This window comes from Pseudomonas paracarnis, assembly GCF_904063055.1.
GTDB lineage: Bacteria > Pseudomonadota > Gammaproteobacteria > Pseudomonadales > Pseudomonadaceae > Aquipseudomonas > Aquipseudomonas paracarnis.
In genome coordinates this window covers 114,364-140,573 of record NZ_CAJFCN010000014.1, presented here as the reverse complement: position 1 = coordinate 140,573, position 26,210 = coordinate 114,364, and the positions used below count along the sequence as shown (strand labels likewise).

Genomic DNA, 26,210 nt, shown 5'->3' with positions numbered 1-26,210 from the left:
TGGTCACGTTATGGCGATGCATCTGCTCGTAGGTGTATTCCGGCAGCCACAGGCTGTCGTCACGGATCAACACGCTGGCGCCGTTGATCAGCGGGTGCATCCAGCCTTCGTGGGAGCCGTCGAAAGCAAACGACATGAAGTGCAGTTCGCAATCGGCCGGTGAGGTTTCATAACGCTCGCCAGTGGCGATGATATGCGCCACCAACGGCCCATGAGCCACCGCCACGCCCTTGGGCAAACCGGTGGAACCGGAGGTGTAGATCACGTAGGCGAGGTTGTCGCCGTCCAGCGCCACATCCGGTGCCGTATCGCTGTAACCGGCCCACTCTTCGGTGCGATCAATCGCCAGGGTATCCAGACCCTCGGGAACTGGCAGTTGCTGCAACGCCCGGCTGTGAGTCAGCAGCAGTTGCGCACGGCTGTCTTGCATCATGTACAGCAGGCGATCACGTGGGTATTCGATATCCAGCGGCACATACACACCGCCGGCTTTCATCACCGCCAGGAACGCCACCATGATCTCGGCACTGCGCGGCATGGCGATAGCCACCCGCACTTCCGGGCCGACGCCACGGGCGATCAAGGCATGGGCCAGGCGGTTGGCCTGGCGATCCAGTTCACCGTAAGTCAGGGTTTGCGCGTCGAATTTAACCGCCACTGCGTCCGGGGTTTGCCGGGCGCGATCGCCGACCAATTCGTGCACCAGGCGCTCGGCTGAAAAACCGGCGTCGGTCTGGTCCCACAGCTCAAGAATCTGCTGCTGCTCATCCTCGCCCAGCAGGCTCAATTGGCTGATGGGCTGCTGTGGGTCGACCACCATCGCCCGCAACAGGTTCTGCCAATGCCCGGCCATGCGCTCGATGGTCGCCACGGCGAACAAGTCGGTGGCATAACTCAGGGAGGCACGCAGGGCCGTCGGGCTTTCTTCCACATCCAGCGCCAGGTCGAACTGGGCCACGCCTTCGTCCAGATCCAGGACTTCGACGTGCAAGTCGGCCAGGCGATGCAGATGGCTGTCGGCAGCGCTCACACGGTGGTTGAACAACACTTGGAATAACGGGCTCAGGCTAAGGCTGCGCTCCGGTTGCAATGCCTGCACCAACTGTTCGAACGGCAGGTCCTGGTGAGCCTGGGCCTCCAGGGAACGCTGGCGCACCTGGTGCAGCAATTGCTCGCTGCTCATTTGCCCGTGGATATCGGCCTTGAGCACTTGGGTGTTGACGAAGAAGCCGATCAACCCCTCGGTTTCCAGGCGATTGCGGTTGGCAATCGGCACGCCCACGCGCACATCTTCCTGGCCGCTGTAGCGATGCAGCAACGCTTGGTAAGACGCCAACAGCAGCATCGGCAGCGTGACGCCAGCGTGCTGCGCCAATGCGCGCAAACTGCCCAACAACTCCGGATGCAACTCGATACCCAAGCGTGCGCCGCGATGGCTTGGCTGTGCCGGGCGCGGATGGTCGAACGGCAACTCCAGCACCGGTTGCTCGCCGCTCAACTGCTCGCGCCAGTAGGCCAGTTGACGCGCCTGCTCCCCCGCCTCCATCCAACCGCGCTGCCACACGGCATAATCGCCGTACTGGATCGGCAGCGCCGGCAATTGCACGTCCTGGCCTTGGCTGTTAGCGGCATACGCCTGCACCAACTCCTCGACCATCAACTGCATCGACCAGCCGTCAGAGACGATGTGATGCTGCACCAGCACCAGCACATGGTCGTCCTCGGCCAGGCGCAGCAAGGTGACCCGCAGCAGCGGCCCATGCAGCAGGTCGAAAGGCTGGGCGACCACCTGCGCGACCCGCGCCTTGAGGCCGGCATAGTCGCTGTCGACCTGCTCGATATCGACCCGGCCCTGGGCGTCAATGACTTGAACCGCGCCGGTGGCGTCCTGACGGAAATACGTGCGCAGGCTTTCATGGCGAGCCAGCAAGCTATCAAAGCTCTCTTGCAGCGCGGTCAGGTCCAACGGCCCGTGCAACCGCAAGGCGCTGGGGATGTGATACGCGGCGCCGGCCGGGTCCAGTTGCCAGAGGAACCACTGGCGCTCCTGGGCATAAGACAGCGGCAGAGGCTGCGTGCGATCGGCCTTGATCAGCGCCGGCGCGGTGACGCCCTCCTCGCCCAAGGCCTGCACGAAATCACCCAGTAGCGGCTGTTCGAACAAGGCCTTGAGTGGGACCTCCAGCGCCAGGGCCTGACGCACCCGTGACACCACCCGCGTGGCCAGCAATGAATGCCCGCCCAACTCGAAGAAATGATCGTCGAGGCCCACACGGGGCAATTCCAGTACCTCGGCCCAGATCGCCGCCACCTGCTGCTCGCGCGGGGTGACGGGCGCTACATGGCCTTTGAGCGACAGGCTGGCATCCGGTTTGGGCAGTGCCTTGCGGTCGAGCTTACCGTTGGGGGTCAGCGGCAGGCTGTCGAGGAACAGCCACTGCGCTGGCACCATGTAGTCCGGCAAGCGCTCGCGCAGCGCGGCTTTATACACCTGCAGTGCCTGCGGCGCGGTGCTGACCAGGTAAGCGATCAGCCGGTCGTTATCGGCCAGCACCACGGCTTCGCGTACGCCGTCGAACTCACGCAGGCAGGCTTCGATTTCACCCAGCTCGATACGGAAACCCCGGACCTTGACCTGATGGTCGACACGGCCGATGTATTCCACCACGCCGTTTGCCTGATAGCGTGCCAGGTCGCCGGTACGGTACAGGCGTTCGCCCGGAGCCCCAAACGGGTTGGGCACGAAGCGTTCGGCGGTCAGCGCCGGCTGCCCGTGGTAACCGCGCGCCAGGCCGACACCACCGATCAGCAGCTCACCGGACACACCTTGGGGGCATGGCGTGAGACCGGCATTGAGAATGAACAAGCCGGTATTGGCGATGGGCCGTCCAACGAACGGCAATGCCTGGTGCAAACGATGAGCCGCCGACCAGATGGTGGTTTCCGTAGGGCCATAGAGGTTCCACAGCGGGCCTTGCAGGTCGAGCATGCGCTGGGCCAAATCGACGGGCAGCGCTTCGCCACCGCACAGGCAGGCGATGCCACGCAGTGAATGAGCCCGTGGGCTGTCGAGCAACATGCGCCAGGTCGAGGGCGTGGCTTGCAGCACATTCGCCGCCTGGCGCTGGGCCAGATCGAGGATCGCCTCCGGGTCGAGGGCCATTGCCTGGGCGCTCAGCAACACGGTACCGCCGACACTCAGCGGCACATACAGCTCCAGGGCGAAGATGTCGAACGAGAAGGTGGTCAGCGACAACAGCCGCGCATCCTGGCCGATACTCAACGTGCCGGCCATGGCGCTGGTGAAGCTGCACAGCGCCTTGTGACGAACCATCACCCCTTTGGGCTTGCCAGTGGAGCCAGAGGTGTAGATCACGTAGGCCAGATGCTCCGGTGTCACGGCAACCTGGGGATTGTGCTGCGCTGTGCCGGCCTCCTCCACCATCAGCACCTGCACGCCGTGCGGCTGCGCCAGGTGCCCCAGCAGGTGCGGTTGCGTCAGCAATACCCGGGCGCGGCTGTCTTCAAGCATGTAGCCCAGGCGCTCTGCCGGGAATTGCGGGTCGAGCGGCACATAGGCGCCACCGGCCTTGAGGGTCGCGAGCAAGCCAACCACCATGTCCAGGGAACGCTCCACGTGCACCGCCACCAGCACGTCCGGGCCGACGCCCCTGTCGATCAGACGATGGGCCAGCCGATTGGCGCGACGGTTGAGTTCGCCGTAGCTCAGGTGCTCGTCATTGAAGTGCAGCGCGATGGCGTCGGGTTGCGCCGCGGCCTGGGCCTCAAACAACTGGTGTACGCAGCGTTCGCGCGGGTAGTCGGTGTCGCTGCGGTTCCAGTCGTGCACCATTTGCTGCGATTGCGACGGGCTGAGCATCGCCAGGTCGTTCAAGGCCACCGAGGCATCCTGCAGGACCGCGCGCAGCAGGTTTTGCCAATGCTCGGCCAGGCGTTCCACGGTCGCCGCGTCAAACAGGTCCGTGGCGTAAGTCAGCGAGGCCCAGAGACCGTCCACCGACTCCTCGGTTTCCAGGTTCAGGTCGAACTGCGTGCTGTGACCGGCCCAATCCACGGGCTGCAAAGCCAGGCCGGGCAATTGCACCGGCGCTGAACGCAGGCTGTCCTGATGGTTGAACATCACTTGGAACAGCGGGTTATGGCTGAGGCTGCGCTCGGGCTGCAACACTTGCACGAGCTGCTCGAACGGCAGGTCCTGATGGGCCTGCGCTTCCAGGGCACGTTGCTTGACCTGGGCCAGCAACTGGTCGAACGGCATGTGCCCGTGCACGTCAGCTTGCAGCACCTGGGTATTGACGAAAAAGCCCAGCAGTCGCTCGGTTTCGAAGCGATTACGGTTGGCGACCGGCACGCCGACACGCACCTGTGCCTGGCCGCTGTAGCGGTGCAGCAAGGTCTGGAACGAGGCCAGCAACAGCATGAACAGCGTCACGTCCTGACGCTGGGCCAGGGCCTTGAGTTCAGTCAGCAGCGCACGCTCCAGATGAATCTGGCGGCGCGCGCCACGATGGCTCTGCACTGCAGGGCGTGGATAGTCCAGCGGCAGGTCCAGCAACGAATGCTCGCGCCCCAGACGAGCGCACCAGTAATCGAGCTGGCGTTGTTGTTCCCCAGCCGCCATCCAGTCGCGCTGCCACTGGGCGTAGTCGGCGTACTGGATCGGCAAGGCCGGCAACCCTGCGCTGCCTTGGTACAGCGCCACCCACTCGTCGATCATCACTTGCATCGACCAGCCGTCAGAGATGATGTGGTGCTGGGTGATGACCAGCACATGGTGATCAGGCGCGACGATCAGCAACTTGACGCGCATCAGCGGGCCGTTGCGCAGGTCGAACGGGCGCTGGATCTCTTCGGTGACCGCCTGCTCGATAGCGCCGACGTCGACCTTTTGTTGTTCAACTGGCACTGCCAGGCTTGGGTGGATGACTTGCACAGTGTGCTCGCCCGCCTCCACAAAGGTGGTGCGCAGCGGTTCATGGCGCTGCACCAGGGCCTCGACGGCGCGCTCCAGCGACGCGATGTCGAGTTCACCGCGCAGGTGCAAGGCGGTGGGCACATGATAGGCCGCGCTGGTGGGATCCAATTGCCAGAGAAACCACTGCCGTTCCTGGGCAAAGGACAGCGCCAGCGGCTGCTCACGGCCAACCGCCTGCATCACAGGCGCGGTATCGGCCTGCACGCCTGCGCACGCCGCTGCGAAAGCGGCCAGCGTCGGCTGTTCGAACAGGGCCCGCAACGGCACTTCCAGCTTGAGGTCGTGGCGCACCCGGGAGATCACTTGGGTGGCCAGCAAGGAGTGGCCGCCGCGTTCGAAGAAGTGATCTTCCAGGCCAACCTGCTCGACCTGCAACACTGCTTGCCAGATCGCCGCCAACTGGATTTGCAATGGACTCTGCGGCGCCACGTAGGCGGCGCTGGCCTGGTTCAGGTCGGGTGTGGGCAGCGCACGGCGGTCGAGCTTGCCGTTGTGGTTCAACGGCAAGGCATCGAGGAACACCCAATGGCCCGGCACCATGTAGTCCGGCAACGTCTGGCGCAAGCGCGCCGCCAGTGCCTGTGCCTCCAGCGCTTGGCCTTCGGCGGGCACCACGTACGCCACCAACTGCACGCCGGTCGCGCTCGGCTGCGCAAGCACGGCGGCTTCCCGCACGTTGGGCAAGGCTTGCAGGCTGGCTTCGATTTCGCCCATTTCGATACGCAGGCCACGAATTTTCACTTGATGGTCGATACGCCCGACGTACTCCAGCGCACCCGCCGGGTTATACCGGGCCAGGTCGCCACTTCGATAAAGCCGCGCACCGGGCGTGGCGCAAAACGGGTCCGGCAAGAAGCGCTCGGCGGTCAGCGCCGGGCGGTCGAAATAGCGTTGCGCCAAGCCAACCTCAGCACCAATGCACAGCTCGCCCACGCCATCGGTGGCCAACAGTTCGAAACCGCTGTCGAGTACATACAGGCCGCGCCCGGCAATCGCCTGCCCGATTGGCACGCCGTAGGCGTCGTTGGCATCGGCCAATTGGCACTCATGCACGCTGGAGACCACCGTGGCTTCGGTCGGCCCGTAGGTGTTGACCAGGCGCACATTGCCCAAGCCCGCGGCGTACCACGCACGCACGCCCTCCACTGACATGGCTTCACCGCCCACATGCACCTGGCGCAGCTTGCCCAGGAAGCGACGGTGCTCGGCGCACTCTTGCGCCAACAGGTACCAGTAGGCGGCGGGCAAATCGGCCAGGGTCACGCCCTGCTCGACAATCTCTTGCGCCAGTTGCCCGGCATCCCAGAGTTCATCGCCACGCATGATCAACGCCGCGCCCGCACACAGGGGCGGGAAGCACTGTTCGACAAAACCATCGAAACTGAAGGTCGCAAACTGCAACACGCGGTCTTCGGCGCTCAGTCGGCTGTACAGCGTGGCGCTGTCACAGAACTGGCCAAGGGCGGCATGATCGATGGCCACGCCTTTGGGCTGGCCGGTGGAGCCAGAGGTGTAGATCACATAGGCCAGGTCAGCCGCCGCCGCGTGATTAGGCGGATTGGTCGTCGGGTAGCCGGTCAGTTCGTCGCCACGGGCGCTGAAATCCATGCGGGTCAGGCCGCGGGGCAAAGGCAAGTCGGCGAGCAAGCCGGTTTCGCTGAGCAGCACGTCCAGGCGGCTGTCGGCGAGCATGTAGGCCAAACGTTCCGCCGGGTATTCAGGGTCCAGCGGTACGTAGGCCGCCCCGCTTTTGAGCACTGCCAGCAGGCTGACGATCAACTGCGGGCCACGCCGCGAAGCCAGGCCCACCCGTTGGCCGGGGCCGACGCCAAGCGCCAACAAGCGATGGGCCAGGCGGTTGGCACGCTGGTTCAACTGGGCGTAGCTCAAGCTGGCGTCACCGGCCTGTACAGCCAGGGCGTCTGGCGTCGCCTCGGCCTGGGCTGCAATACGCTGGTGCACGCGTTCGTTGGTCTGGGGCGCTGCGGCTGAGCGGCTCAGAGCGAGCATCTGCCGTTGCGCAGGGGCGTCGAGAAGACGCAGGTTGCCCAGCGGCATGTGAGCGTCTGCGAGCAATTGCGCCAGCAGGTGTTGCAGGTTGGCGCTCAACTGCGCCACGTGCGCCTCGCTGAACTGGGCACGGTCATAACTGAATTCCAGGCGCAGGCTGGCGCCCAGTTCGATGCCCAGGGTTAATGGGTAGTGCGTGCGCTCATGGTTGTGCAGGCGACCGAAAGTCAGGCCGGCCGGCGCGCCTTGCTTGAGCGCCTCGGCGACCGGGAAGTTCTCGAACACCAGCAAGGTGTCGAACAGCGCGCCCTGCTGGCCGGCCCAGCCCTGGATGTCATAGAGCGGCACATGTTCATGGTCGCGCAGGCTGAGGTTGAGCGCTTGCAGTTCGCTGAGCCACGTCGCGGCCGACTGGGCTGGCGAGGCTGCGCTGATGATCGGCAAGGTGTTGATGAACAGGCCCAGTTGCTGCTCGATCCCCGGCAGCGGTGCGGAACGCCCGGCCACGGTGGCACCGAAGGCGACGCAGTCCTGGCCGGTGTAGCGTTGCAGCAACAGGCTCCAAGCCCCTTGCAACAGGGTATTGAGGGTGACTTTGTGCTGGCGTGCGAACTCGCCGAGGCGGCGGGTAAAGTCGCTCTCCAGTGCTACGTGATGGTCAGCCATGCCCACCCCGGCTACCGGCGTGCGCAGCGCTTGCGCCAGCAGAGTCGGCGCCGGCAATGCCGTCAGGGCGGATTTCCAGAACGCTTCGCCCGAGGACTGTTGTTGCAGCCAGGCGAGGTAATCGCGGAACTGCCCGAGCGGCGCCGGCACTGCCTGCCCCGCATAGTGAGCGATGACTTCACCGAGCAACTGCGCGTTACTCCAGCCGTCCATGAGGATGTGGTGGCTGGTGAAGATAAAGTGCCAGGCCGCACCGGCACCGCGCACCAGCGTCAGGCGAAACAGCGGCGCGGCATTCAGGGCAAAACCGCGTTCGCGTTCGGCCTGGGCCAGGGTGTCGAAATCGGCGTCGGGGTCTTCGATCACTTGCAGTTGCAGGTCGACCTGGCGCTGGATCAGCTGATGAGCACTGTCCAGGCCCAGCCAATGGAAGCTGCTGCGCAGGATGTCGTGACGATCCAGTGCGGCCTGCCAGGCACGTCCGAAGGCGAGCAAATCAAGGCCCTCGATGTCGAGGCGCAACTGGTTGATATAGGCCTGTGCCTCGGGTTCCAACAGGGTGTGGAACAGCATGCCTTGCTGCATCGGCGACAGCGGATAAAGGTCGGCAATCGCCGGCCCGGCCACGGGCAAGGCATCCAGTTGCTGCTGGGTGAGGCGTGCCAGCGGGAAATCCGAGGGGCTCACCTGGCCTGCCGGCGTGGCACAGCAATGCTCGATCAACGCCTTGAGTTCGGCTGCGTACTCATCCGCCAACCGCTGCACAGTCGCCGCCTCGAACATCTCCCGACTGAACCCCCATTGCAACGACAACTCGCCGCCATACACCTGACCTTCCAGCGTCAACCAGTTGGCCAGCGGCGCCTCTGGATCCTGGGCCTGGCCACTGCCCTGACTGGCCGGCACGAACAGTGCCGACTCGTTGAACTGACGGTCGAACTGGCCCAGGTAGTTGAACGTGATGCGCGGCGCGGTAAGGTTCGCCAGGCTTTCCTGCGCGTGTGGCGCGCCCAGGTAGCGCAACAGGCCGTAACCCAGGCCTTTGTCGGGCACGGCGCGCAGTTGTTCCTTGACCGCTTTGATCGCCTCGGGCAACTCGCCTTTGGCATGCAGGCGCACCGGGTACAGGCTGGTGAACCAGCCGACGGTGCGGCTCAGGTCGATGTCGTCGAAGAGGTCTTCGCGACCATGGCCTTCCAATTGAATGAGCGCAGCAGGTTGCTCGCTCCAACGGCTGATCACCCGCGCCAGGGCGGTCAACAGCAGGTCGTTGACCTGGGTGCGATAGGCCGCTGGCGCGTCTTGCAGCAGTCGAAGGGTGTGCTCGACGTCGAGGCGTGTTTCCAGCTTGGCACCCAGGCGGTTTTGCAGGCCGCCTTCGGGGTGATCACACGGCAGCTCGGCGTCGATGGATTGGGCTTGCCAGTACGACAGTTGCTCCTCGACGGTCTGCGCGTGGCGGTGCAGCTGTTGCGCCCAGCGCTGGTAGGCACTGGTTTTTGCCGGCAGCACCTGTTCTCGGTAAGCCTGTTGCAAGTCTTCAAGCAGGATGCGCCAAGACACGCCATCCACCACCAAGTGATGGATCACCAGCAGCAGACGTTGGCTGCCATCGGCCCAATTCACCAACGCGGCGCGCAGCAGCGGGCCTTGGGCAAGGTCAAGGCTGCGCTGGGCTTCATCACACAACACCGCCAGTTCAGCGTCGGTGCTGGCCTGGCATTGCCACAACAGCGGTTCGCTGACATCGGCGGCATGGCTCTGCTGCCAGCCGTCAGCCTGCTGCACAAAGCGCAGGCGCAGAGCGTCGTGATGCTGGATCAACCGCGCCAGCGCGGCCTCCAACCGTGCAGGCTCAAGCACCTCACCGGGCACCAGCAACAAAGATTGATTCCAGTGATGCCGCGCCGGGATCGGTTGGGCGAAAAAACTGTGTTGCACGGGCGTCAGCATCACCTCGCCACTGACCGGGCCCTGGTCGATCAGGCTGACCTGCTCGAAGCGCGCCACCAGGGCCAGGCTGCGGATGCTCTGGTACTGGAACAGGTCACGCGGGCTCAGGCGAATGCCGGCCTGACGGGCGCGGCTGACCACCTGGATGGAGATGATCGAATCGCCGCCCAGCTCGAAAAAGTTATCGTCCTGGCCGACCTGCTCAACGCCCAGCACGTCGCTCCAGATGGCAGCCAGGGCTGTTTGCAGGTCGCCTTGGGGGGCGACAAATGCCTGCGGCTGAGCCGCATCCGGCGCTGGCAACGCCTTGCGGTCGAGCTTGCCGTTGGCGGTCACCGGCAGCTTGGGCAGCGCAATGAAATGCGTCGGCACCATGTATTCCGGCAAGCTGCCGAGCAACCAGGCCTTGAGGTCCGTTGGCGCCTCGCCTGCGTGCACCAGATAGGCGATCAACTGCTTGCCGCCCTGTACCAGTACCACGGCTTCGCGCACGTGTGGATGCTGCATCAGGCGTGCTTCGATTTCGCCCAGCTCGATACGCAAGCCGCGCAATTTGACCTGATGATCGAGGCGGCCGAGGTATTCGATCACCCCATCGGCGCGTTGGCGCACGCGGTCACCGGTGCGATACAGGCGCTCGCCCGTCACGAACGGGCTGGGCACGAAACGTTCGGCAGTCAACGCCGGGCGTCGGTGGTAACTGCGCGCCAGGCCAACGCCGCCCAGGTAGAGTTCGCCACTGACACCGGCCGGCACCGGGTTGAGTTGTGCGTCCAGCACGTAGGTGCCGAGGTTGGCGATGGGGCGGCCGATGGGCACGCTGTCGGCGCCTTCGTCGATGCAGGTCCAGTGCGTGACGTCGATAGCCGCCTCGGTCGGGCCATAGAGGTTGTACAGCGCCGCAGCGGGCAACTTGGCGAACACTTGCTGTTGCGCGTCCAGGGGCAAGGCTTCGCCGCTGCACATAATGCGCGTGAGGCTTGCGCACGCCTGTACGCCCGGCTCATGGATAAACGCCTGCAACATCGACGGCACGAAGTGCACGGTGGTAATGGCGTGCCGGCCAATGGTGTCGATCAGGCGCGCCGGTTCACGGTGTTCGCCAGGCGCCGCGACCACCAGGCGGGCGCCGGTCATCAGTGGCCAGAAGAACTCCCACACCGACACGTCGAAGCTGAACGGGGTTTTCTGCAACACCGCGTCGTTGGCACCCAGGCCATACGCCTGTTGCATCCAGCTCAAGCGGTTGACCAAGGCGCGATGGCTATTGCCGGCGCCTTTGGGCTTGCCGGTGGAGCCCGAGGTGTAGATCACGTAGGCCAGGTTAAGGGCATTCAAGGCCACGTTCGGCGATTCGCTGCTGTAGCCGTCGAGCCATAGCGCCGGCTGGTCCAGGGCAATCAACTGGATACCGGCGACGGGCAGCGACGCCAGCAGGCTCTGCTGGCTGAGCAGCAGTTGTATGCCGCTGTCTTCGATCATGTAGGCCAGGCGTTCCTGGGGATACTCAGGGTCGAGAGGCACGTAGGCGCCACCGGCCTTGAGAATCGCCAGCAGGCCAACCACCATTTCGATGGAGCGCTCGATGCAGATACCCACCAGCACGTCGGGCCCCACGCCCTGCTCGCCCAGGGCATGGGCCAACTGGTTGGCGCGCGCATCCAGTTGGGCGTAGGTCAAGGTGGTGGTACCGAACACCAGTGCCGGTGCATCGGGGCTGCGCCGCGCCTGGTCTTCGATCAGGTGATGAATCCCGCGCTCGGTCGGGTACGCCTCGGTGGTCTGGTTCCAGCTGTGGACCAGCCGTTGCTGTTCAGCCGCGTCAAGCATGGGCAATTCGCCAATGCGCTGTTCGCCATCGAGCACCATGGCTTGCAACAGGCTGATCCAATGCCGGGCCATGCGCTCGATGGTGGGCGTATCGAACAAGTCATTGGCGTAGGTCAGCGCGGCATGCAGGGTGCCGGACTTTTCATAGGTGTCCAGGGTCAGGTCGAACTGGGTGGTGCGGCCTTGCCATTCCACCAGGGCCAATTCCAGCCCCGATGCGGTGCTGACCGAGGCGATGTCGGCGACGACCGGCTGATGGTTATACATCACCTGGAACAGCGGCGTGTGGCTCAGGCTGCGCTCGATTTTCAGCGCTTCCACCAGCCGTTCGAAGGGCAACTCCTGATGGGCCTGGGCGCCCAGGGCATGCTCCTTGATACCTTGCAGCAACTCGGCAACCCGGGTTTGCCCGGTCAGTTCGGTGCGCAACACCTGGGTGTTGACGAAGAACCCGATCAGCCCCTCGACTTCGGTGCGATTGCGATTGGCAATCGGCACACCGACACGGATGTCGCTTTGGCCGGTATAGCGGTGCAACAGCACATTGAAGGCACCGAGCAGCAGCATGAACAGGGTAACGTTGTGTTTTTGCGCGCAACTGCGCAGTTGCGCGGCCAGTGCCGGCGCAATCGCGAAGTTATGCCGTGTGCCCTGGTAGCTGGGCATGGCCGGGCGCGGGTGGTCGGTGGGCAGCTCCAGGACCGGATGTTCATCGCCCAGGCGAGCCTGCCAATATTCCAGCTGGCGTGCCTGCTCGCCCGCCTCCAGCCAGCGGCGCTGCCACAGGGCGTAGTCACTGTACTGGATGGGCAGCGCCGGCAGTTGGGGCGCTTCGTTGCGCTCATGGGCGTCATAGCAGCGGATGAACTCGTCGATCAGCACATTCATCGACCAACCGTCGGAGACGATGTGGTGCAGGGTCAGCAGCAGCACGTGTTCCTGCTCGGCAAGCTTGAGCAGTTGCACGCGCAGCAGCGGCCCATGCTCCAGGTCGAACGGCAACAGCGATTGCCGGGTGGCGGCGGCGTTGACGGCATACTCCCGCGCATCGACGGCCAAGGCCGTGAAGTCCAGGTGCTCGACGGTCACCGACGGCTCCACCGCCACCTGCGCCAGCCGCTCATCAGCCTGACGCTGGAACACCGTGCGCAGGGTTTCATGACGCGCCACCAGGCTGGCGAACGCTTGCTCCAGCGCTGGCAGGCTCAGCGCCCCCATCAAGCGCACTGCGCCAGGCAAATTGTAGGCGCCGCTGGCCGGGTCCAACTGCCATAGAAACCACATGCGCTGCTGCGCGTAGGACAGCGCCTGGCGGTCCTCCACCTCCACCCCTGCCGGAATCGGAAACCTTGAAAAATCCACGCCTTCTTTCTGCAAGGCTTGCAGGAACAGTTGGCGTTTTTCCAGAGGCAGCCCGATAAACCGGCGAGCAAGTTTCAAGGAGTCTTCAGCATTCATTTCTTGGAATCCGGGGCAATAGGCGGGAAGCACAAAGGCACGTCGTCCCTATAAAACGAACCGGGCGGGGAAAAATTAGCGGGGGAATGGGTGGCGCCGCACAGGCTGTCATCGGGGGTTAAATCAATCCCCGCGAAGCCGCACGAAGCTGAGCTAGCATTGACGAACACCACTTTTTGCAACTACATTTAGTTACACGCAGGGAACGCCGTGTCCAAGAATGAAAAGCTGCTCGCCAAACTGCTCAATGAGCACATGGCATTTACCTGGTCTGAGCTCGTCACGTTATTACGCCGATTGGGATACACACAGATTGAAGGGGCCGGAAGCCGGGTCAAGTTCGACATGGGCGACCCCAGTGCAATGATCACCCTGCACAAGCCTCACCCCGGCAACGAACTGAAACACTACATTCGGCGCCAGATCATCGAACAATTGAAATCAGGAGAACTGATTCAGTGAACAACCAACTGAAACACAAAGGCTACATCGGCTCCATCGAAGCCAGCCTCGAGGACAACTGCCTGTTTGGTAAAATCCTGTTCATCAAGGCATTGGTGAGCTATGAAGGCAAAACTGTGGCTGAACTGGACGCAGCCTTCCGTGGCGCGGTGGATGATTATCTCGCTACCTGCCAGAGCCTGGGGCACACGCCGGAGAAACCGTGCAAAGGTTCATTCAACGTACGTGTCGGGCATGACTTGCATTTGGCCGCTGCCCTGGCGGCAAACCGTAAGAAAGTGACATTGAATGATCTCACGCGTCAGGCGCTGAACGAATTTCTGCAGCATCATTACCCAGAGCCATGCCCGACGATTGGCTGACTATCCCAACCGCCGGTAACCCACTACCGCCGAACCCGCAACCACCGCCCCCGCCGCCAGCGCCACCCAGAATCCGCTGGTGGCGCCAAAGTGGTCGATCATCCACCCCGAACTCGCGGCGCCAATGGCCACGCCGATGCTCAGGCCGGTGATCAGCCAGGTCATGCCTTCGGTCAGGCGGCTGGCCGGGACGATCTGCTCCACCATGGCCATCGACACAATCAAGGTGGGCGCAAAGAACAGCCCGGAGATAAAGATGGCAGCGGCCAAGCCGGGAATATTGCTCACCAGCAGCAAGGGCAAGGTGGTCAACGCCGTGGCTACGCCGCAGTACAGGAACTGGCGTGGCAACGGCGCCTTGAGTTTGAGGGCACCGAAGGCCAACCCGGCCAGGCACGAACCAATGGCATACACCGACAGCACGATACTCGCCGCCGCCGGTTGGCCCTGATGCTGGGCGAAGGCCACGCTGACCACATCCACCACGCCGACGATCACGCCCATGGCCAACAGCAAAATCATCAGGATCAATACCGACGGCGAAGCAATCAGCCAACGACCGTGCGCGCCCTGATGCGCGTGTACCGGTGGCTCGGTTTGCCGTTGCAGCACAAAGGTGGTGACGCCCACCCCCAGCAACAGCGCCGCCACCAGGGGCCCGGCTTCTGGGAACACCGCCACGCTCAACCCCACCGAAATGGGCGGGCCGATGATGAAGCACACCTCATCGAGTACCGACTCCAGGGCAAACGCGGTTTGCAGCCTGGGCTGGCCACGGTACAACTCGGTCCAGCGCGCCCGCACCATGGCCGACATATTGGGCATGCAGCCCGCCAGCGCGGCGAACAGAAACAGCGTCCAATTCGGCGCCTGCAACCGCGTACACAGCAGCAACATCAATAGCGCCCCGCCGCCGATCAGCGCGGCAATCGGCAGCACCCTGCCCTGGCCGTAGCGGTCCACCCAACGTGACACTTGCGGCGCGCAAATCGCCGTGGCCAGGGCAAACACCGCCGCCACCGAACCGGCCAGGCCATAGCCGCCATGTACCTGGGACAGCATGGTGATCAGGCCGATGCCGGTCATGGATATCGGCATGCGCGCCAGCATGCCCGCGAGCACAAAGGCCCGGGCACCGGGGACCTGGAATAACTCAGCGTAGGGGTTTGCCATCCTGCTTGACCTCTTGCTCGACGCCCTGGGCTTGCTATCTGAATCCATCAGGGCAAAATACATACGACGCGTATGTGGCAGATCATGCTTCGCATACGCAGCGTATGTCAATCACTTAGCCAAGAGACGCCCATGAGCCGAGCCCGAGCTGAAATGATCGAAGACACCCGCGCCCGCCTGATAGCGAGCGCACGCCGGGCCTTCGCCACCCAAGGCTATGCCAATACCTCGATGGATGACTTTACTGCCCGTGCCGGCCTGACGCGCGGTGCGCTGTATCACCACTTTGGTGACAAAAAAGGGCTGCTGGCAGCGGTGGTCGCTCAACTCGACAGCGAGATGGACGTGCGCTTGCAACGCATCTCGGAGCAGGCCGTAGAGCCTTGGAGTGGTTTTTGCGAGCGCTGTCGCGCCTATCTGCGCATGGCCCAGGACCCGGAAATCCAGCGCATTGTATTGCAGGATGCCCCGGCGGTACTGGGCGACACTGGCTCCCAGCAACACTGCGTGGAGTCCTTGCGCCAATTGCTGGAGACCCTGATGCAAGCGGGCCTGATGCCTACGGCCCCCAGCCACGCACTGGCGCAGTTGATCAACGGCAGCCTGGTCAATACCGCATTGTGGATTGCCCGGGATGAACACCCGGGCACACGGCTGGAGGAAGGCTTGCAAGGCCTGGAGCTGCTTTTGCGCGGCCTGAGCCTCACACCAACCGCTTGATCTGCTTATGCCGCCACACCAAGCGGTAATAGGCGATCTGCAACACCAGCATCGCCAGGTAGGTCACCGGAAATGCCATCCACACTCCTTCCAATCCGAAGTGGGCGTTGAAGAGATAGGCCGTTGGCAGTTCCACGCAGAGCACGCAGAAGATCGAGATCGCCACCGGCATCAGCACCACCCCGCTGGCGCGCATGATGCCGCCAATCACCGCCTGGAAGCCAAATACCAGAATGCTCCAGAGCATGATGTGCAGCAGGTGTTCGGCCCGTACCCGTGCGCTGTCGTCGGTGATGAACAGGCCCAGCAACCAGTGGGATAGCCCATAGCCGAGCACGATCAAGCCACCGGTGAGGCACAGGTTGATTACAAGCCCCGTGCGCAGGATCGGCCCGATGCGCTCCAGGCGCCCGGCGCCAATCGCCTGGGCGCCGAGGATCGAGGCGGTAATGGCGATCGACAGCGCCGGGAACTGCACATAGTTGACGATCTGCGTCACCGCGCCATAGGCCGCCGTGGCCTGGGAACCGTGGCCGTTGACCAAAGCCAGGATGACCAACTCCGACAGCGATAGCACCACCATCTGCAAGCCCGTCGGCAGGCCGATGCGCAGGACTTTGCCGAGGATAACGCGGTCCAGGCGCAAGGCGGCAAGCAGCTCGCGGTCTGGCGCCATCACGTGGTTTTTGTGGCGCAGGCGCAGGATCAGAAACAGCATCGCCAAGGCGTTACCCACCAGCCCGGCATACACCGCACTCTGGATGCCCATGGGTGGCAGGCCGATCCAGCCGCGAATCAGCGCAGGCGTGAGCAGCAAGCCCACCAGGGTGGAGACCATCAATGCCAGCAACGGCGAAATCGTGTCGCTGACGCCACGCAGCAGTTGGGTATAGAGGATAAACACCAGCAGCAACGGCATGATCAACATCATCATCTGGGCGTAGCCCACCGCATCGTCGAGCACATCCACCGGCGTGCCCAACGCCTGCAATGCCGGGCGCGCAAACAGGCTGCCCAGCACGGCGGCCACCAGGCCCACCAACGCGCCCAGGGTCAGGGTGGCACCGGTAATCACCTTGACCATTCCGGTCTCCTGGGCGCCCCATGCCTGGCCGATCAACACCGAGGCGCCCGCCCCCAGGCCGATCACCAGGGCGATAAAGAAAAACACGATGGGAAACATCCCCGACACCGCGGCCAAGGCCTGGGTGCCCAGCATCTGGCCGACGTAAATGCCGTTGAGGGTGCCGGAAAAGCTCTGCAGGAAATTGGACAGCACCATCGGTGCCAGGAACAACAGATAGATTTGCCACAGCGGACGTTGCAAAGGGTTTTGCATGAAAAATGGGGCCTCGAATCACGAAAGCGTCTCAGGGTTATACCGTAACTGGATCCAATATGCTGTTGTGAAGGCCCGGGTTAACCCCCAAAGGTCTGCGACGGCCTGCGCAACGTCGGGTCAAACGGATTGAGCCGCGGCCCGATGGCCGCCGCCTCGCGCTTCAACAACTCCACCACCATCGGCAAGCGGCTCGGCCCCAGGCGGTCGCTGATGGTCGCCACGCTCAACGCCGCGACCGCGTACCCGTCGCGGTTGAGGATGGGCACCGCCAGCCCTGCCATACCTTCCAGCACACCGGTGTTGCGTGCTGCATAACCCAGCTTGCGCACGTTCTCCACTTCGGAGCGCAGCAGCACTTCGTCGTACAGGTGGAAGTCCTTGAGCCGTGGCAGGTTGTAGCGGATCACCGTCTCGCGCTCTTCTTCCGGCAGAAACGCCAGGATCGCCAGGCTGCCCTGCCCCACACCCAAGGCCACGCGCCCACCGATATCGCCGGTGAAGGTACGAATCGGGTACGGACCCTCGCTGCGGTCCAGGCAAATGGCGTCGAAGCCGCTGCGCGCCAGCAGGAACAGCGAGTCCCCCAGCGACGCGCTCAGGCGCAACAGGCTGGGGCGCACAAGGTCGCGCAGGTTGCCGGTCTTGCCCGCGTTGGCCGCCAACGCGAAGAACTCCAGACTCAAGCGATAGCGTTTGCTGCGTGCATCCTGCTCAACCATGCCTTCGTCCATCAGGCTGCGCAGCAGACGATGGGTGGTGGGTTGGGACAAGCCCACCTGTTGGGCGAGCTGGGTGACCCGCTCGCCGCCCTCGGGTACCTCCCCCAGGGCTCGCAGCACAGCAAACAACCGGGAGACGCTGCCCGCACCGACTTCTTTGCCGCCATCAATTCGCTCAGTGGAATCCATAACACCTAATCTCGTTAGTAATTCTGCTCAATGAATAAATCGCAAAATAGTAGTCCGTTGAGTGAAATTCTACCTTCCACCCATCCTAGTCTTCGTCCTAATCTGCGTCCACAGGGGCGAATTGAACAACAACCGGCAGCCGACTTGAGATCGAGCGCCAACGCACCGGCACCGCACTTTTCGCATCTGCCCAAAACAAGAAAGCGCGTTTAGACGCGACTGAATAAAGGTGGAACGCAAACATGGCATTTCTCCAACTCAAGGCCTTGAGCAAACGCTACGGCGCCGTCGATGCGGTGGTCGCCACTGACCTGGCGGTGGAACAAGGCGAGTTCGTTTCCCTGCTCGGCCCTTCAGGCTGTGGCAAGACCACCACCCTGCAAATGATCGCCGGTTTCGTCGACGTCAGCGGAGGCCAGATCCTGCTCGACGGTCGCGACATTACCCACGCGAAACCCGCCAGCCGTGGCCTGGGCGTGGTGTTCCAGAGCTACGCGCTGTTCCCGCATATGAGCGTGCGCGACAACGTCGCCTTCGGCCTGAAGATGCGCAAGGTGCCTGCGGCCGACATCGCCACCCGCGTCAATACCGTGCTGGAGCTGGTGCGCCTGGCCCAGCATGCGCAGCGCTACCCTCGTGAGCTGTCCGGCGGCCAGCGCCAGCGCGTGGCCCTGGCCCGTGCGCTAGTGATCGAACCGCCGGTGTTGTTGCTCGATGAGCCGCTGTCCAACCTCGACGCCAACCTGCGCGAAGAGATGCAATTTGAAATCCGTCGTATCCAGTGCGCGGTGGGCATCACCACCCTGATGGTCACCCATGACCAGGCCGAAGCCCTGTCCATCAGCGACCGTGTGGTGGTGATGCAGGCCGGGCGTGTGACCCAGATCGACGCGCCGTACAAGCTCTATGAGCACCCGCGCACGCGGTTTATCTCGGACTTCGTCGGCAAGGCCAACCTGCTGGCCGGCGACTACGATGCGCTCGGCGCACCCCAAGTGCGTCACGACGGCACCGCAGGCGAACTGACCCTGAGCCTGCGCCCGGAAAAAATCCAACTGGTGGAGCCGGGCACCGGGCGCATACAAGGCAAAGTGCTAGACCGCTACTTTTTCGGCAGCCAATGGCTGTACCGCGTACACACCGCCCTGGGCGAAATCACTGTGGTGCGCAGTAACGACGGCAGCGCACCTTTGGCTGGCGGCGCGGCAGTGGGCCTGCAATGGCAGGCCGATTTGCTGCGGGTACTGGCCGCCGATGAGGTGCATCCATGAGTCGCGGTTACCTGCTCTCGCTGCCAGCGCTGGTGCTGTTTGCCGGGCTGCTGATCGTGCCACTGGGCTTGACCCTGGTGCTGTCGTTCAATGTGTTCGACTACCAAGTGGGCGTGAAGGTCGATGAGTGGACCTTGGCCCATTACTGGGCGCTGTTGAGCGACGCCTACTTCTACGAGATTTTCTGGCGCACGTTCTGGATCAGTGCCCTGGTGACGCTACTGTGCGTGGTGATCGGCGTGCCGGAGGCTTACATCCTCAGCCGCATGGGCACGCCGTGGCGCTCGATTTTCCTGATAGTGATCCTCACACCGCTGCTGATTTCGGTGGTGGTACGCGCGTTTGGCTGGAGCCTGCTGCTGGGTGCCGACGGGCTGATTAACCAAATGATCCAGGCTCTCGGCGGCAGTCCGATGAAGCTGCTGTATACGCCCTTCGCCGTGATCATCGCGTTGGTGCACGTGATGCTGCCGTTCATGATCATCCCGGTGTGGACCTCCCTGCAAAAGCTCGATCCGTCAGCCGAACAGGCGGCGTTGTCCCTGGGCGCCAGCCAAGCGACGGTGATGCGCAAGATCGTGCTGCCCCAAGTGATGCCCGGTGTGCTGTCCGGCACCCTGATCGTATTCGGTTTGGCTGCCAGCTCCTTTGCGATCCCCGGTCTGCTGGGCGGGCGACGCCTGAAGATGGTCGCCACCGTGGTGTACGACCAGTACCTCTCGGAACTCAACTGGCCCATGGGCGCGACCCTCGCGGTGGCGCTGCTGTTGGTCAATCTGCTGATCATGCTGAGCTGGAACCGTATGGTCGAAGGCCGCTACAAAAAGTCCCTGGGGGTTTAAGCGCATGTCCAGAAACGGTCCGTTGGCCCTCGGTTTCCATGCAGCGGTGGTGCTGTTCATGATGGCGCCGCTGGTGGTGGTGTGCCTGGTGGCATTCACGCCAGAGAACACCTTGAGCCTGCCCACGTCGGGCTTCTCCCTGCGCTGGTTTCGCGCAGTGTTCGAACGCGCTGACTTTATCCAGGCGTTCTACAACAGCCTTATCCTGGCCTTCACCGCCGCCACGCTGGCGACCCTGATTGCGGTGCCGGCGGCCCTGGCGATCAGTCGCTATGCGTTCCCGGGGCGCAATTTTTTCAGCGCGCTGTTCCTGTCGCCCATCATCATTCCGCACCTGGTGCTGGGGGTGGCCATGCTGCGCCTGTTTGCGCTGATGGGCGTAAACGGCAGCTTTACCTGGCTGATGCTCGCGCACGTGGTGATCATCACCCCCTACGTGCTGCGCCTGGTATTGGCGGCGGCCATCGGCATTGATCGCAGTGCCGAGCAGGCCGCCGAATCCCTCGGCGCCGGGCGCTTTACGCTGTTCCGGCAGATCACCCTGCCAATGATTTTGCCTGGCGTGGCCGGTGGGTGGTTGCTGGCGTTCATCAACAGTTTCGATGAAGTGACCCTGTCTATTTTCGTCAGCTCGCCGGCCACGCAAACCCTGCCGGTGCGCATGTACGTGTACGCCACCGAGTCCATCGACCCGATGATGGCGGCCGTTTCGGCGCTGGTCATCGCACTGACGGCAGCGACCATGATTGTGCTCGACCGGGTCTACGGCCTGGACCGCGTACTGGTGGGGAAACACTGATGGCCTTGTTCAAGCGACTGAGCGAAACCCAACGCCCTGCCCTGGCCTTTACCCTCGACGGCCAACCCGCCACGGGGTTGCTCGGCGACACCCTGCTGACCGCCATGCTGACCTGTGCCGAGCACCTGCGCGGCAGCGATTTCAGTGCCGAGCGCCGCGCCGGGTTTTGCCTGATGGGCGCGTGCCAGGATTGTTGGGTGCGGCTGGCCGATGGGCGGCGGGTGCGCGCCTGTTCGACCCAGCTTGAAGACGGCCAGGCGATCAGCCGTGACCCGGGGCGCCAGCCATGAAGCCGGTGGTGATTGTGGGTGCAGGCCCGGCGGGGATCAGCGCGGCGCGCACGTTGCTCGACCACGGCATCACACCTTGCCTGGTGGATGAGAGCCCGCGCGGTGGCGGGCAGATTTATCGCCGCCAACCTTCAGGGTTTCAACGCACCGCCAGGCAGGTCTACGGGTTTGAAGCGCGCAAGGCCCAAGCCGTGCACCGCACCATGGATGAACTGGCAGCCTTGATCGACTATCGGCCCGATACCTTGGTGTGGAACGCCGAGGACGGTCGCCTGGACATGCTCAATAACGGGCGCGCCGACAGCCTCGAATACGCGCAGGTGATAGTCGCCACCGGCGCCACCGACCGCATCCTGCCTGTGCCGGGCTGGACATTGCCCGGTGTCTACAGCCTGGGCGCGGCACAAATCGCCTTGAAGTACCAAGGTTGCGCGATTGGCGAACGCGTGGTGTTTTGTGGCTCCGGGCCGCTGCTCTATTTAGTCGCGTACCAATACGCAAAGGCCGGTGCCAAGGTGCTGGCGGTGCTTGACAGTGCGCCGCTGAGCGCCCAATGCCGGGCCTTGCCAGCGCTGCTCAGGCAACCGGCGACCCTGGCCAAAGGCATGTATTACCGCGCCTGGCTGACCGCCCACGGGATTGCCGTGCATCAGGGCGCAATGCTCAAGCAGATCGACGGCGACCAACGGGTGCGTGGCATTCGCTTCGGCGAACAGACCCTGCCATGCGATGCGGTGGCCTTCGCCCACGCCCTGCGCAGCGAAACGCAATTGGCCGATCTGCTCGGCTGTGAGTTTGCCTGGAACCCGCTCAATCGCGCCTGGCTGCCGCAACGTGACAGCGCCGGGCGCAGCAGTGTCGAAGGGGTGTACCTGGCGGGCGACGGCGCCGGGATCATGGGCGCCGATGCCGCGCAAATGGCCGGCGAATGTGCCGCGCTGGCGCTGCTGGAAGATACCGGCGTCGCGGTCGACCCGCACCGCCGGGCCACACTGGAGCGGCAGTTGGCGCGTATCCAGCGCTTTCGCCAGGGCCTGGAAACCGCGTTCCCCTTCCCCGAGCACTGGGCCGCGCAGGCGCCGGACGAACTGGTCCTGTGCCGCTGCGAAGAGGTCAGCGTCGGCGAGGTGCGCGCCGTGGTGGATGAAGGCCACTGGGAAATCAACCGGGTCAAAGCCCATTGCCGCGTCGGCATGGGCCGCTGCCAAGGGCGGATGTGCGGGTTGGCGGCGGCGGAAATCGTAGCAGAGCGCAGCGGCCGCGACCTCCCACAGATCGGGCGTCTGCGTGGCCAGGCGCCGATCAAGCCGCTGCCGTTTGGCGTGCAGGTGCAGCCATGATCGACGTCATCGTCTTGGGGGGTGGCATCGTCGGGGCTTCGGCGGCCTTGGTGCTCGCGCAAAAAGGCCAGCGGGTGGCACTGGTAGAACGGGATTTTTGTGGCTCGCACTCAAGCGGCGTCAATTACGGCGGCGTGCGGCGCCAGGGGCGGCCCTTGCATCAGTTACCGCTGTCCCAGCGCGCTCACCAACTGTGGGCCGACCTGCCTGGGTTGATTGGTATTGAGGGTGAATACGTGCGCTGCGGGCATTTGAAGCTGGCGCGCAGCCCCGGGGATTTTGCCGCACTGCAAGCCTACGCCGATCAGACCCGTGGCTTTGGCCTGGGCTTGCAGCTGTTGGACCGCAGCGAGTTGCGCAAGCGTTTTCCCTGGGTGGGCGACGTGGCAGTGGGCGCCTCGTTGTGCCCGGATGATGGGCATGCCAACCCGCGGCTGGTGTCCCCAGCCTTTGCCCGTGCCGCCCAACACCATGGCGCTGCGGTGTACGAGCAAGCCGAGGTGATCCGCATCGCGCACGACAGCCGACTGTTCCAGGTGCACTGCGCCAACGGCCTGCACTTGCAAGCGCCCTGGCTGCTCAACTGCGCCGGCGCCTGGGCTGGCAAGGTCGCCGCGCAATTGGGCGAGCCGGTGCCGATTATCTCGGCGCACCCGGCAATGCTGGTCACCGAGCCGCTGCGGGGAGTGATGACCGTCAGCACCGGCGTCGAGGGCGGCGGCATCTATGCCCGGCAAGTCGCCCGTGGCAATTGCATCCTCGGCGGCGGGCGCGGCTTTGCCCTCGGCCCACAGCAAGCCCGGCCGGGCCAGGCGGCGGTGCTGGAGATCCTGCGCAATGCCGGCGAACTCTACCCGTTTCTCCAGGGAGCCCAGGCCATTCGCACCTGGAGCGGCACCGAAGGTTACCTGCCGGACAACGAACCGGTGATCGGCCCCAGCAGTACCCAACCCGGCCTGCTCCACGGCTTCGGCTTTGCCGGCGCCGGGTTCCAGCTCGGCCCCGCGGTCGGTGAAGCCCTGGCAGAGATCGTCTGCGACGGCGCCTGCCGCCAACCCATCGAAGCGTTTTCCATCCGTCGTTTCCAAGCCTGAGAGGAAAAACCCCATGCAATCACGTCTCGCGTTGTCCTGCTTGTCCCTCGCCTTGCTCACCAGCACGGCCCATGCCGCCCCCACGCTGTACCTGGGCATGAACGGCGGCACCATGGAACGGGTGTACGCCGACAAGGTGCTGCCCGCCTTCGAAAAGGCCAATAACGCCAAGGTCGTGATCGTACCCGGCACCTCATCGGACATTCTTGCCAAGGTCCAGGCCAACCAGGCCAACCCGCAGATGCATGTGATGTTCCTCGACGACGGCATCATGTACCGCGCCATCTCCATGGGCCTGTGCGACAAGCTCGCGCCGAGCCCGCCACTGGAACAGATCCCGGCCAAGGCCCGAATCAAGGACGAAGCCGTGGCCGTGACCCTGGGCGTCACCGGCCTTGGCTACAACGCCAAGATGTTCAAAGACAAAGGCTGGGCCGCGCCCACCTCATGGATGGACCTGGCCGACCCGCGCTTCAAGGACAAAGTGGTGTTCCAATCCCTGGCCTCCTCCACCTTCGGCCTGCATGGTTTCCTGATGTTCAACCGCATCCAGGGTGGCGATGAAAGCAATGTGGAACCGGGTTTCAAGGCCTGGTCTACGACCGTGGGCCCCAACGTGCTGGAATACATCGCCAGCTCCGCAAAGATCTCCGAGATGGTGCAGACCGACGAAGCCGCGATCTTCCCCCTGACCCCGACCCAGGTCGCCACGCAAAAGCTGCTCGGCATACCGATGGAGTACGCGCAGCCCAAAGAAGGTGCGGTGGTGCTCAACGTGGCCGAATGCGTGATCGCCCGCAATGACCAGCCGGAACTGGCGCAGAAGCTCGCAGCGTTCTTGCTGACTGCCGAGGCCCAGGCGCCGGCGTTGGAAGAAGGTGACCAGATCCCGTCGAACCCGACCACCCCCACCACCGACAAAACCCGCGCGCGGGTGGAGGCCATGCAGAGTTATCTGCAAACCGCCATTTCGATTGATTGGGACCAGGTCAACCAGGCACGGCCGCAGTGGAATGCGCGGTGGAGTCGGTCGATTGAGCGTTGAGGCTCAGCCCTGCGCAATCAGGGCCAGTTCTTCGCGGGTGCGACTGATATATGCACCGGCCTTGAGCAATTCGTCGACAGCCTGTACACCGCCCTCCTCGCTGATGCCTCGGCACGCCGGCAAATGCAGGATCACTTGCAAGCCGGCCTTGAGCAATTGCAACGCGGTAGTCTTGACGCAATAGTCCAGCGCCAGGCCCCCGACGATCACACGGGCCACGCCGTGGGCCTTGAGGTACTCGATGACGCCGGTGGACAGTTTGTCGTGCAGGTCGTGGTAACAGGCGCCGTAGGGGTGCAGGTCGGGCTCGACCCCTTTCCAGATGAAGTAGTCGTAGTCATAGGGGGTGGGCAACTCATCGAGCAGGGTGAACCCTTCGGTGCCGGGCACGCAGTGGCTGACCCAGGTCACATCGGCATGGGCCAGGCCGGTGGGTTGCAGCATCTCGCTGTGCTGCCCGACCACCCAGGGTGCGTGGGGGGTGTGGGCGTCCTTGCTGCCGATGCGGTGGCCGGCGAGACTGGCCATGTAATTGAGTTCGGCACCAATGCCGTCGCCACCGGCCACTGGCAACTCGTTGGGACACAAAGGCGTGAAGCTCTTCTGGGCGTCGACGTCGAATGAAGCGATGGCAGCTTTCGAAAGGCTCATGGTCGTTCTCGGGTGGTCTGCACGTACGACCGCCTCCGGGCGAGCGTAGAAATCTTGAAGTATGGGACAGTTTACTGCGGGGATCGATGCGTTGCTGACTTACCCTATTCTCAATAACGCTGAAGTTCAAAGGTGGGGCTTGCCTACGATGACGGGAGTGAATCCACCAACGCTATCGCAGGCAAGCCAGCTCCCACAGTTGGGTCAGCGTCAACCGCTAGTTCATCCAATTGCCGCCATCGACGTTATAGGTCTGGGCCACCACATAATCGGCGTCCGTCGACGCCAGGAAGATCGCCATGCCGGTCAGGTCTTCAGCCGTGCCCATCCGCCCAAACGGCACCTCATCCCCTACGCGCTTTTTCTTCTCGCCAGGCGCCAGCCCTTCATGCCTGGCGAACAACGCATCCACTGCGTCCCAATGCTCGCCGTCCACCACACCGGGGGCGATGGCATTGACATTGATGCCCTGCTTGATCAGGTTCAACCCCGCCGATTGCGTCAGGCTGATCACCGCCGCCTTGCTCGCACAATAAACTGCCACCAACGGCTCGCCTCGCCGCCCGGCCTGGCTGGCCATGTTGATGATCTTGCCGCCATGCCCTTGGCTGATCATCTGTCGGGCTGCGGCCTGCAGGGTGAACAGGGTGCCGGCGACGTTGATCGAGAACAGCCGTTCAAAGCTGTCGCGGGTGATGTCGACGATGGGGGCCAGGTCGAACAGGGCGGCGTTGTTGATCAGGATATCGAGCTTGCCAGCGTGGCTCACCACTGTGGCGATCGCCGCGTCGATGGAGGCCTGGTCGGTGACGTCCATCGCCACGGCGTAAGCCTGGGGCCCCAGTTCGGCGGCGGTGGCCTGGGCCTGTTGCAGGTTGATGTCGGCGATGGCCACGGTGGCGCCTTCAGCGATGTAGGCTTGGGCGAACGCACGGCCAATGCCTCGCGCCGATCCGGTGATCAGCGCGCTTTTACTTTCGAGTCGTTTCATGGGGGCT

The 26,210-nt window shown here is 63.7% G+C and carries 16 protein-coding genes; 10 read left to right on the top strand and 6 right to left on the bottom strand.

The features are described 5' to 3' along the window. Window positions 1–12,913, bottom strand: a 12,913-nt coding sequence (locus JMV15_RS24065) for a non-ribosomal peptide synthase/polyketide synthase (RefSeq protein WP_201491940.1), incomplete at its 3' end; no start/stop codon positions are given. A 210-nt stretch (window positions 12,914–13,123) separates the two neighbouring features. On the opposite strand from JMV15_RS24065, the gene JMV15_RS24060 reads away from it, so the two are divergent. Then, entirely contained in the window at window positions 13,124–13,375 is a 252-nt protein-coding gene (locus tag JMV15_RS24060; RefSeq protein ID WP_014718823.1) for a type II toxin-antitoxin system HicA family toxin, read from the top strand. Further along, the gene (locus JMV15_RS24055; protein WP_014718824.1) at window positions 13,372–13,737 is read left to right on the top strand and encodes a type II toxin-antitoxin system HicB family antitoxin; all 366 of its coding nucleotides are present in this window, start codon (window positions 13,372–13,374) and stop codon (window positions 13,735–13,737) included. Before JMV15_RS24060 ends, JMV15_RS24055 begins: the two co-directional genes overlap by 4 nt. Here JMV15_RS24055 and JMV15_RS24050 read toward each other — a convergent pair whose 3' ends face one another. Then, window positions 13,738–14,910 (bottom strand): MFS transporter, encoded by a 1,173-nt coding sequence (locus JMV15_RS24050; protein ID WP_014718825.1) that lies wholly within the window; start codon window positions 14,908–14,910, stop codon window positions 13,738–13,740. Window positions 14,911–15,042: 132 nt separating this feature from the next. On the opposite strand from JMV15_RS24050, the gene JMV15_RS24045 reads away from it, so the two are divergent. Continuing rightward, window positions 15,043–15,630, top strand: a complete 588-nt coding sequence (locus JMV15_RS24045) for a TetR/AcrR family transcriptional regulator (RefSeq protein ID WP_038450459.1) — start codon at window positions 15,043–15,045, stop codon at window positions 15,628–15,630. On the opposite strand, the gene JMV15_RS24040 is transcribed toward JMV15_RS24045, so the two are convergent. Together JMV15_RS24040 and JMV15_RS24035 are read right to left on the bottom strand one after the other, a co-directional pair. Continuing rightward, complete coding sequence (locus JMV15_RS24040) at window positions 15,614–16,969, bottom strand: MATE family efflux transporter (RefSeq protein WP_038450461.1); 1,356 nt, start codon at window positions 16,967–16,969, stop codon at window positions 15,614–15,616. The two genes, JMV15_RS24045 and JMV15_RS24040, sit on opposite strands and share 17 nt — an antisense overlap. A gap of 80 nt (window positions 16,970–17,049) precedes the next feature. Continuing rightward, window positions 17,050–17,880, bottom strand: coding sequence for an IclR family transcriptional regulator (locus tag JMV15_RS24035; RefSeq protein WP_019816829.1), 831 nt, complete (start codon window positions 17,878–17,880; stop codon window positions 17,050–17,052). A 242-nt stretch (window positions 17,881–18,122) separates the two neighbouring features. Here JMV15_RS24035 and JMV15_RS24030 point away from each other — a divergent pair, with 242 nt between their 5' ends. The 7 genes from JMV15_RS24030 to JMV15_RS24000 are packed head-to-tail and all read left to right on the top strand — an operon-like array spanning window position 18,123 to window position 24,561. Next, window positions 18,123–19,151 carry an ABC transporter ATP-binding protein gene (locus tag JMV15_RS24030; RefSeq protein ID WP_032902896.1) on the top strand — a complete coding sequence of 343 codons (1,029 nt, stop codon included), beginning with the start codon at window positions 18,123–18,125 and terminating at the stop codon, window positions 19,149–19,151. Next, a complete protein-coding gene (locus JMV15_RS24025; protein ID WP_014718830.1) occupies window positions 19,148–19,993 on the top strand; it encodes an ABC transporter permease in 846 nt (281 codons plus the stop codon). Before JMV15_RS24030 ends, JMV15_RS24025 begins: the two co-directional genes overlap by 4 nt. 4 nt (window positions 19,994–19,997) lie before the next feature. Then, the gene (locus tag JMV15_RS24020) at window positions 19,998–20,792 is read left to right on the top strand and encodes an ABC transporter permease (protein WP_020303062.1); all 795 of its coding nucleotides are present in this window, start codon (window positions 19,998–20,000) and stop codon (window positions 20,790–20,792) included. Beyond that, window positions 20,792–21,082 (top strand): (2Fe-2S)-binding protein, encoded by a 291-nt coding sequence (locus JMV15_RS24015; RefSeq protein ID WP_019816827.1) that lies wholly within the window; start codon window positions 20,792–20,794, stop codon window positions 21,080–21,082. Before JMV15_RS24020 ends, JMV15_RS24015 begins: the two co-directional genes overlap by 1 nt. After that, on the top strand, window positions 21,079–22,422 hold the full coding sequence (locus tag JMV15_RS24010; RefSeq protein ID WP_019816826.1) for an FAD-dependent oxidoreductase: 1,344 nt from the start codon (window positions 21,079–21,081) through the stop codon (window positions 22,420–22,422). Before JMV15_RS24015 ends, JMV15_RS24010 begins: the two co-directional genes overlap by 4 nt. Then, window positions 22,419–23,516 carry an NAD(P)/FAD-dependent oxidoreductase gene (locus JMV15_RS24005; protein ID WP_201491939.1) on the top strand — a complete coding sequence of 366 codons (1,098 nt, stop codon included), beginning with the start codon at window positions 22,419–22,421 and terminating at the stop codon, window positions 23,514–23,516. The genes JMV15_RS24010 and JMV15_RS24005 overlap by 4 nt, the downstream gene beginning before the upstream one ends. Before the next feature lie 13 nt (window positions 23,517–23,529). Continuing rightward, a complete protein-coding gene (locus tag JMV15_RS24000) occupies window positions 23,530–24,561 on the top strand; it encodes an ABC transporter substrate-binding protein (RefSeq protein ID WP_038450466.1) in 1,032 nt (343 codons plus the stop codon). Between the two features lie 3 nt (window positions 24,562–24,564). On the opposite strand, the gene JMV15_RS23995 is transcribed toward JMV15_RS24000, so the two are convergent. Both JMV15_RS23995 and JMV15_RS23990 read right to left on the bottom strand, forming a co-directional pair. After that, window positions 24,565–25,212 carry a nicotinamidase gene (locus JMV15_RS23995; RefSeq protein ID WP_014718836.1) on the bottom strand — a complete coding sequence of 216 codons (648 nt, stop codon included), beginning with the start codon at window positions 25,210–25,212 and terminating at the stop codon, window positions 24,565–24,567. 217 nt (window positions 25,213–25,429) lie between these two features. Then, complete coding sequence (locus tag JMV15_RS23990) at window positions 25,430–26,203, bottom strand: L-iditol 2-dehydrogenase (protein WP_014718837.1); 774 nt, start codon at window positions 26,201–26,203, stop codon at window positions 25,430–25,432. Window positions 26,204–26,210: the final 7 nt, after the last annotated feature.

Coding starts and splice junctions, on each gene's coding strand:
- JMV15_RS24010 (WP_019816826.1), top strand. CDS start 21,079: ATGAAGCCGGTGGTGATTGTGGGTGCAGGCCCGGCGGGGATCAGCGCG.
- JMV15_RS24040 (WP_038450461.1), bottom strand. CDS start 16,969: ATGCAAAACCCTTTGCAACGTCCGCTGTGGCAAATCTATCTGTTGTTC.
- JMV15_RS23995 (WP_014718836.1), bottom strand. CDS start 25,212: ATGAGCCTTTCGAAAGCTGCCATCGCTTCATTCGACGTCGACGCCCAG.
- JMV15_RS24035 (WP_019816829.1), bottom strand. CDS start 17,880: ATGGATTCCACTGAGCGAATTGATGGCGGCAAAGAAGTCGGTGCGGGC.
- JMV15_RS24015 (WP_019816827.1), top strand. CDS start 20,792: ATGGCCTTGTTCAAGCGACTGAGCGAAACCCAACGCCCTGCCCTGGCC.
- JMV15_RS24020 (WP_020303062.1), top strand. CDS start 19,998: ATGTCCAGAAACGGTCCGTTGGCCCTCGGTTTCCATGCAGCGGTGGTG.
- JMV15_RS24045 (WP_038450459.1), top strand. CDS start 15,043: ATGAGCCGAGCCCGAGCTGAAATGATCGAAGACACCCGCGCCCGCCTG.
- JMV15_RS24030 (WP_032902896.1), top strand. CDS start 18,123: ATGGCATTTCTCCAACTCAAGGCCTTGAGCAAACGCTACGGCGCCGTC.
- JMV15_RS23990 (WP_014718837.1), bottom strand. CDS start 26,203: ATGAAACGACTCGAAAGTAAAAGCGCGCTGATCACCGGATCGGCGCGA.
- JMV15_RS24025 (WP_014718830.1), top strand. CDS start 19,148: ATGAGTCGCGGTTACCTGCTCTCGCTGCCAGCGCTGGTGCTGTTTGCC.
- JMV15_RS24000 (WP_038450466.1), top strand. CDS start 23,530: ATGCAATCACGTCTCGCGTTGTCCTGCTTGTCCCTCGCCTTGCTCACC.
- JMV15_RS24005 (WP_201491939.1), top strand. CDS start 22,419: ATGATCGACGTCATCGTCTTGGGGGGTGGCATCGTCGGGGCTTCGGCG.
- JMV15_RS24050 (WP_014718825.1), bottom strand. CDS start 14,910: ATGGCAAACCCCTACGCTGAGTTATTCCAGGTCCCCGGTGCCCGGGCC.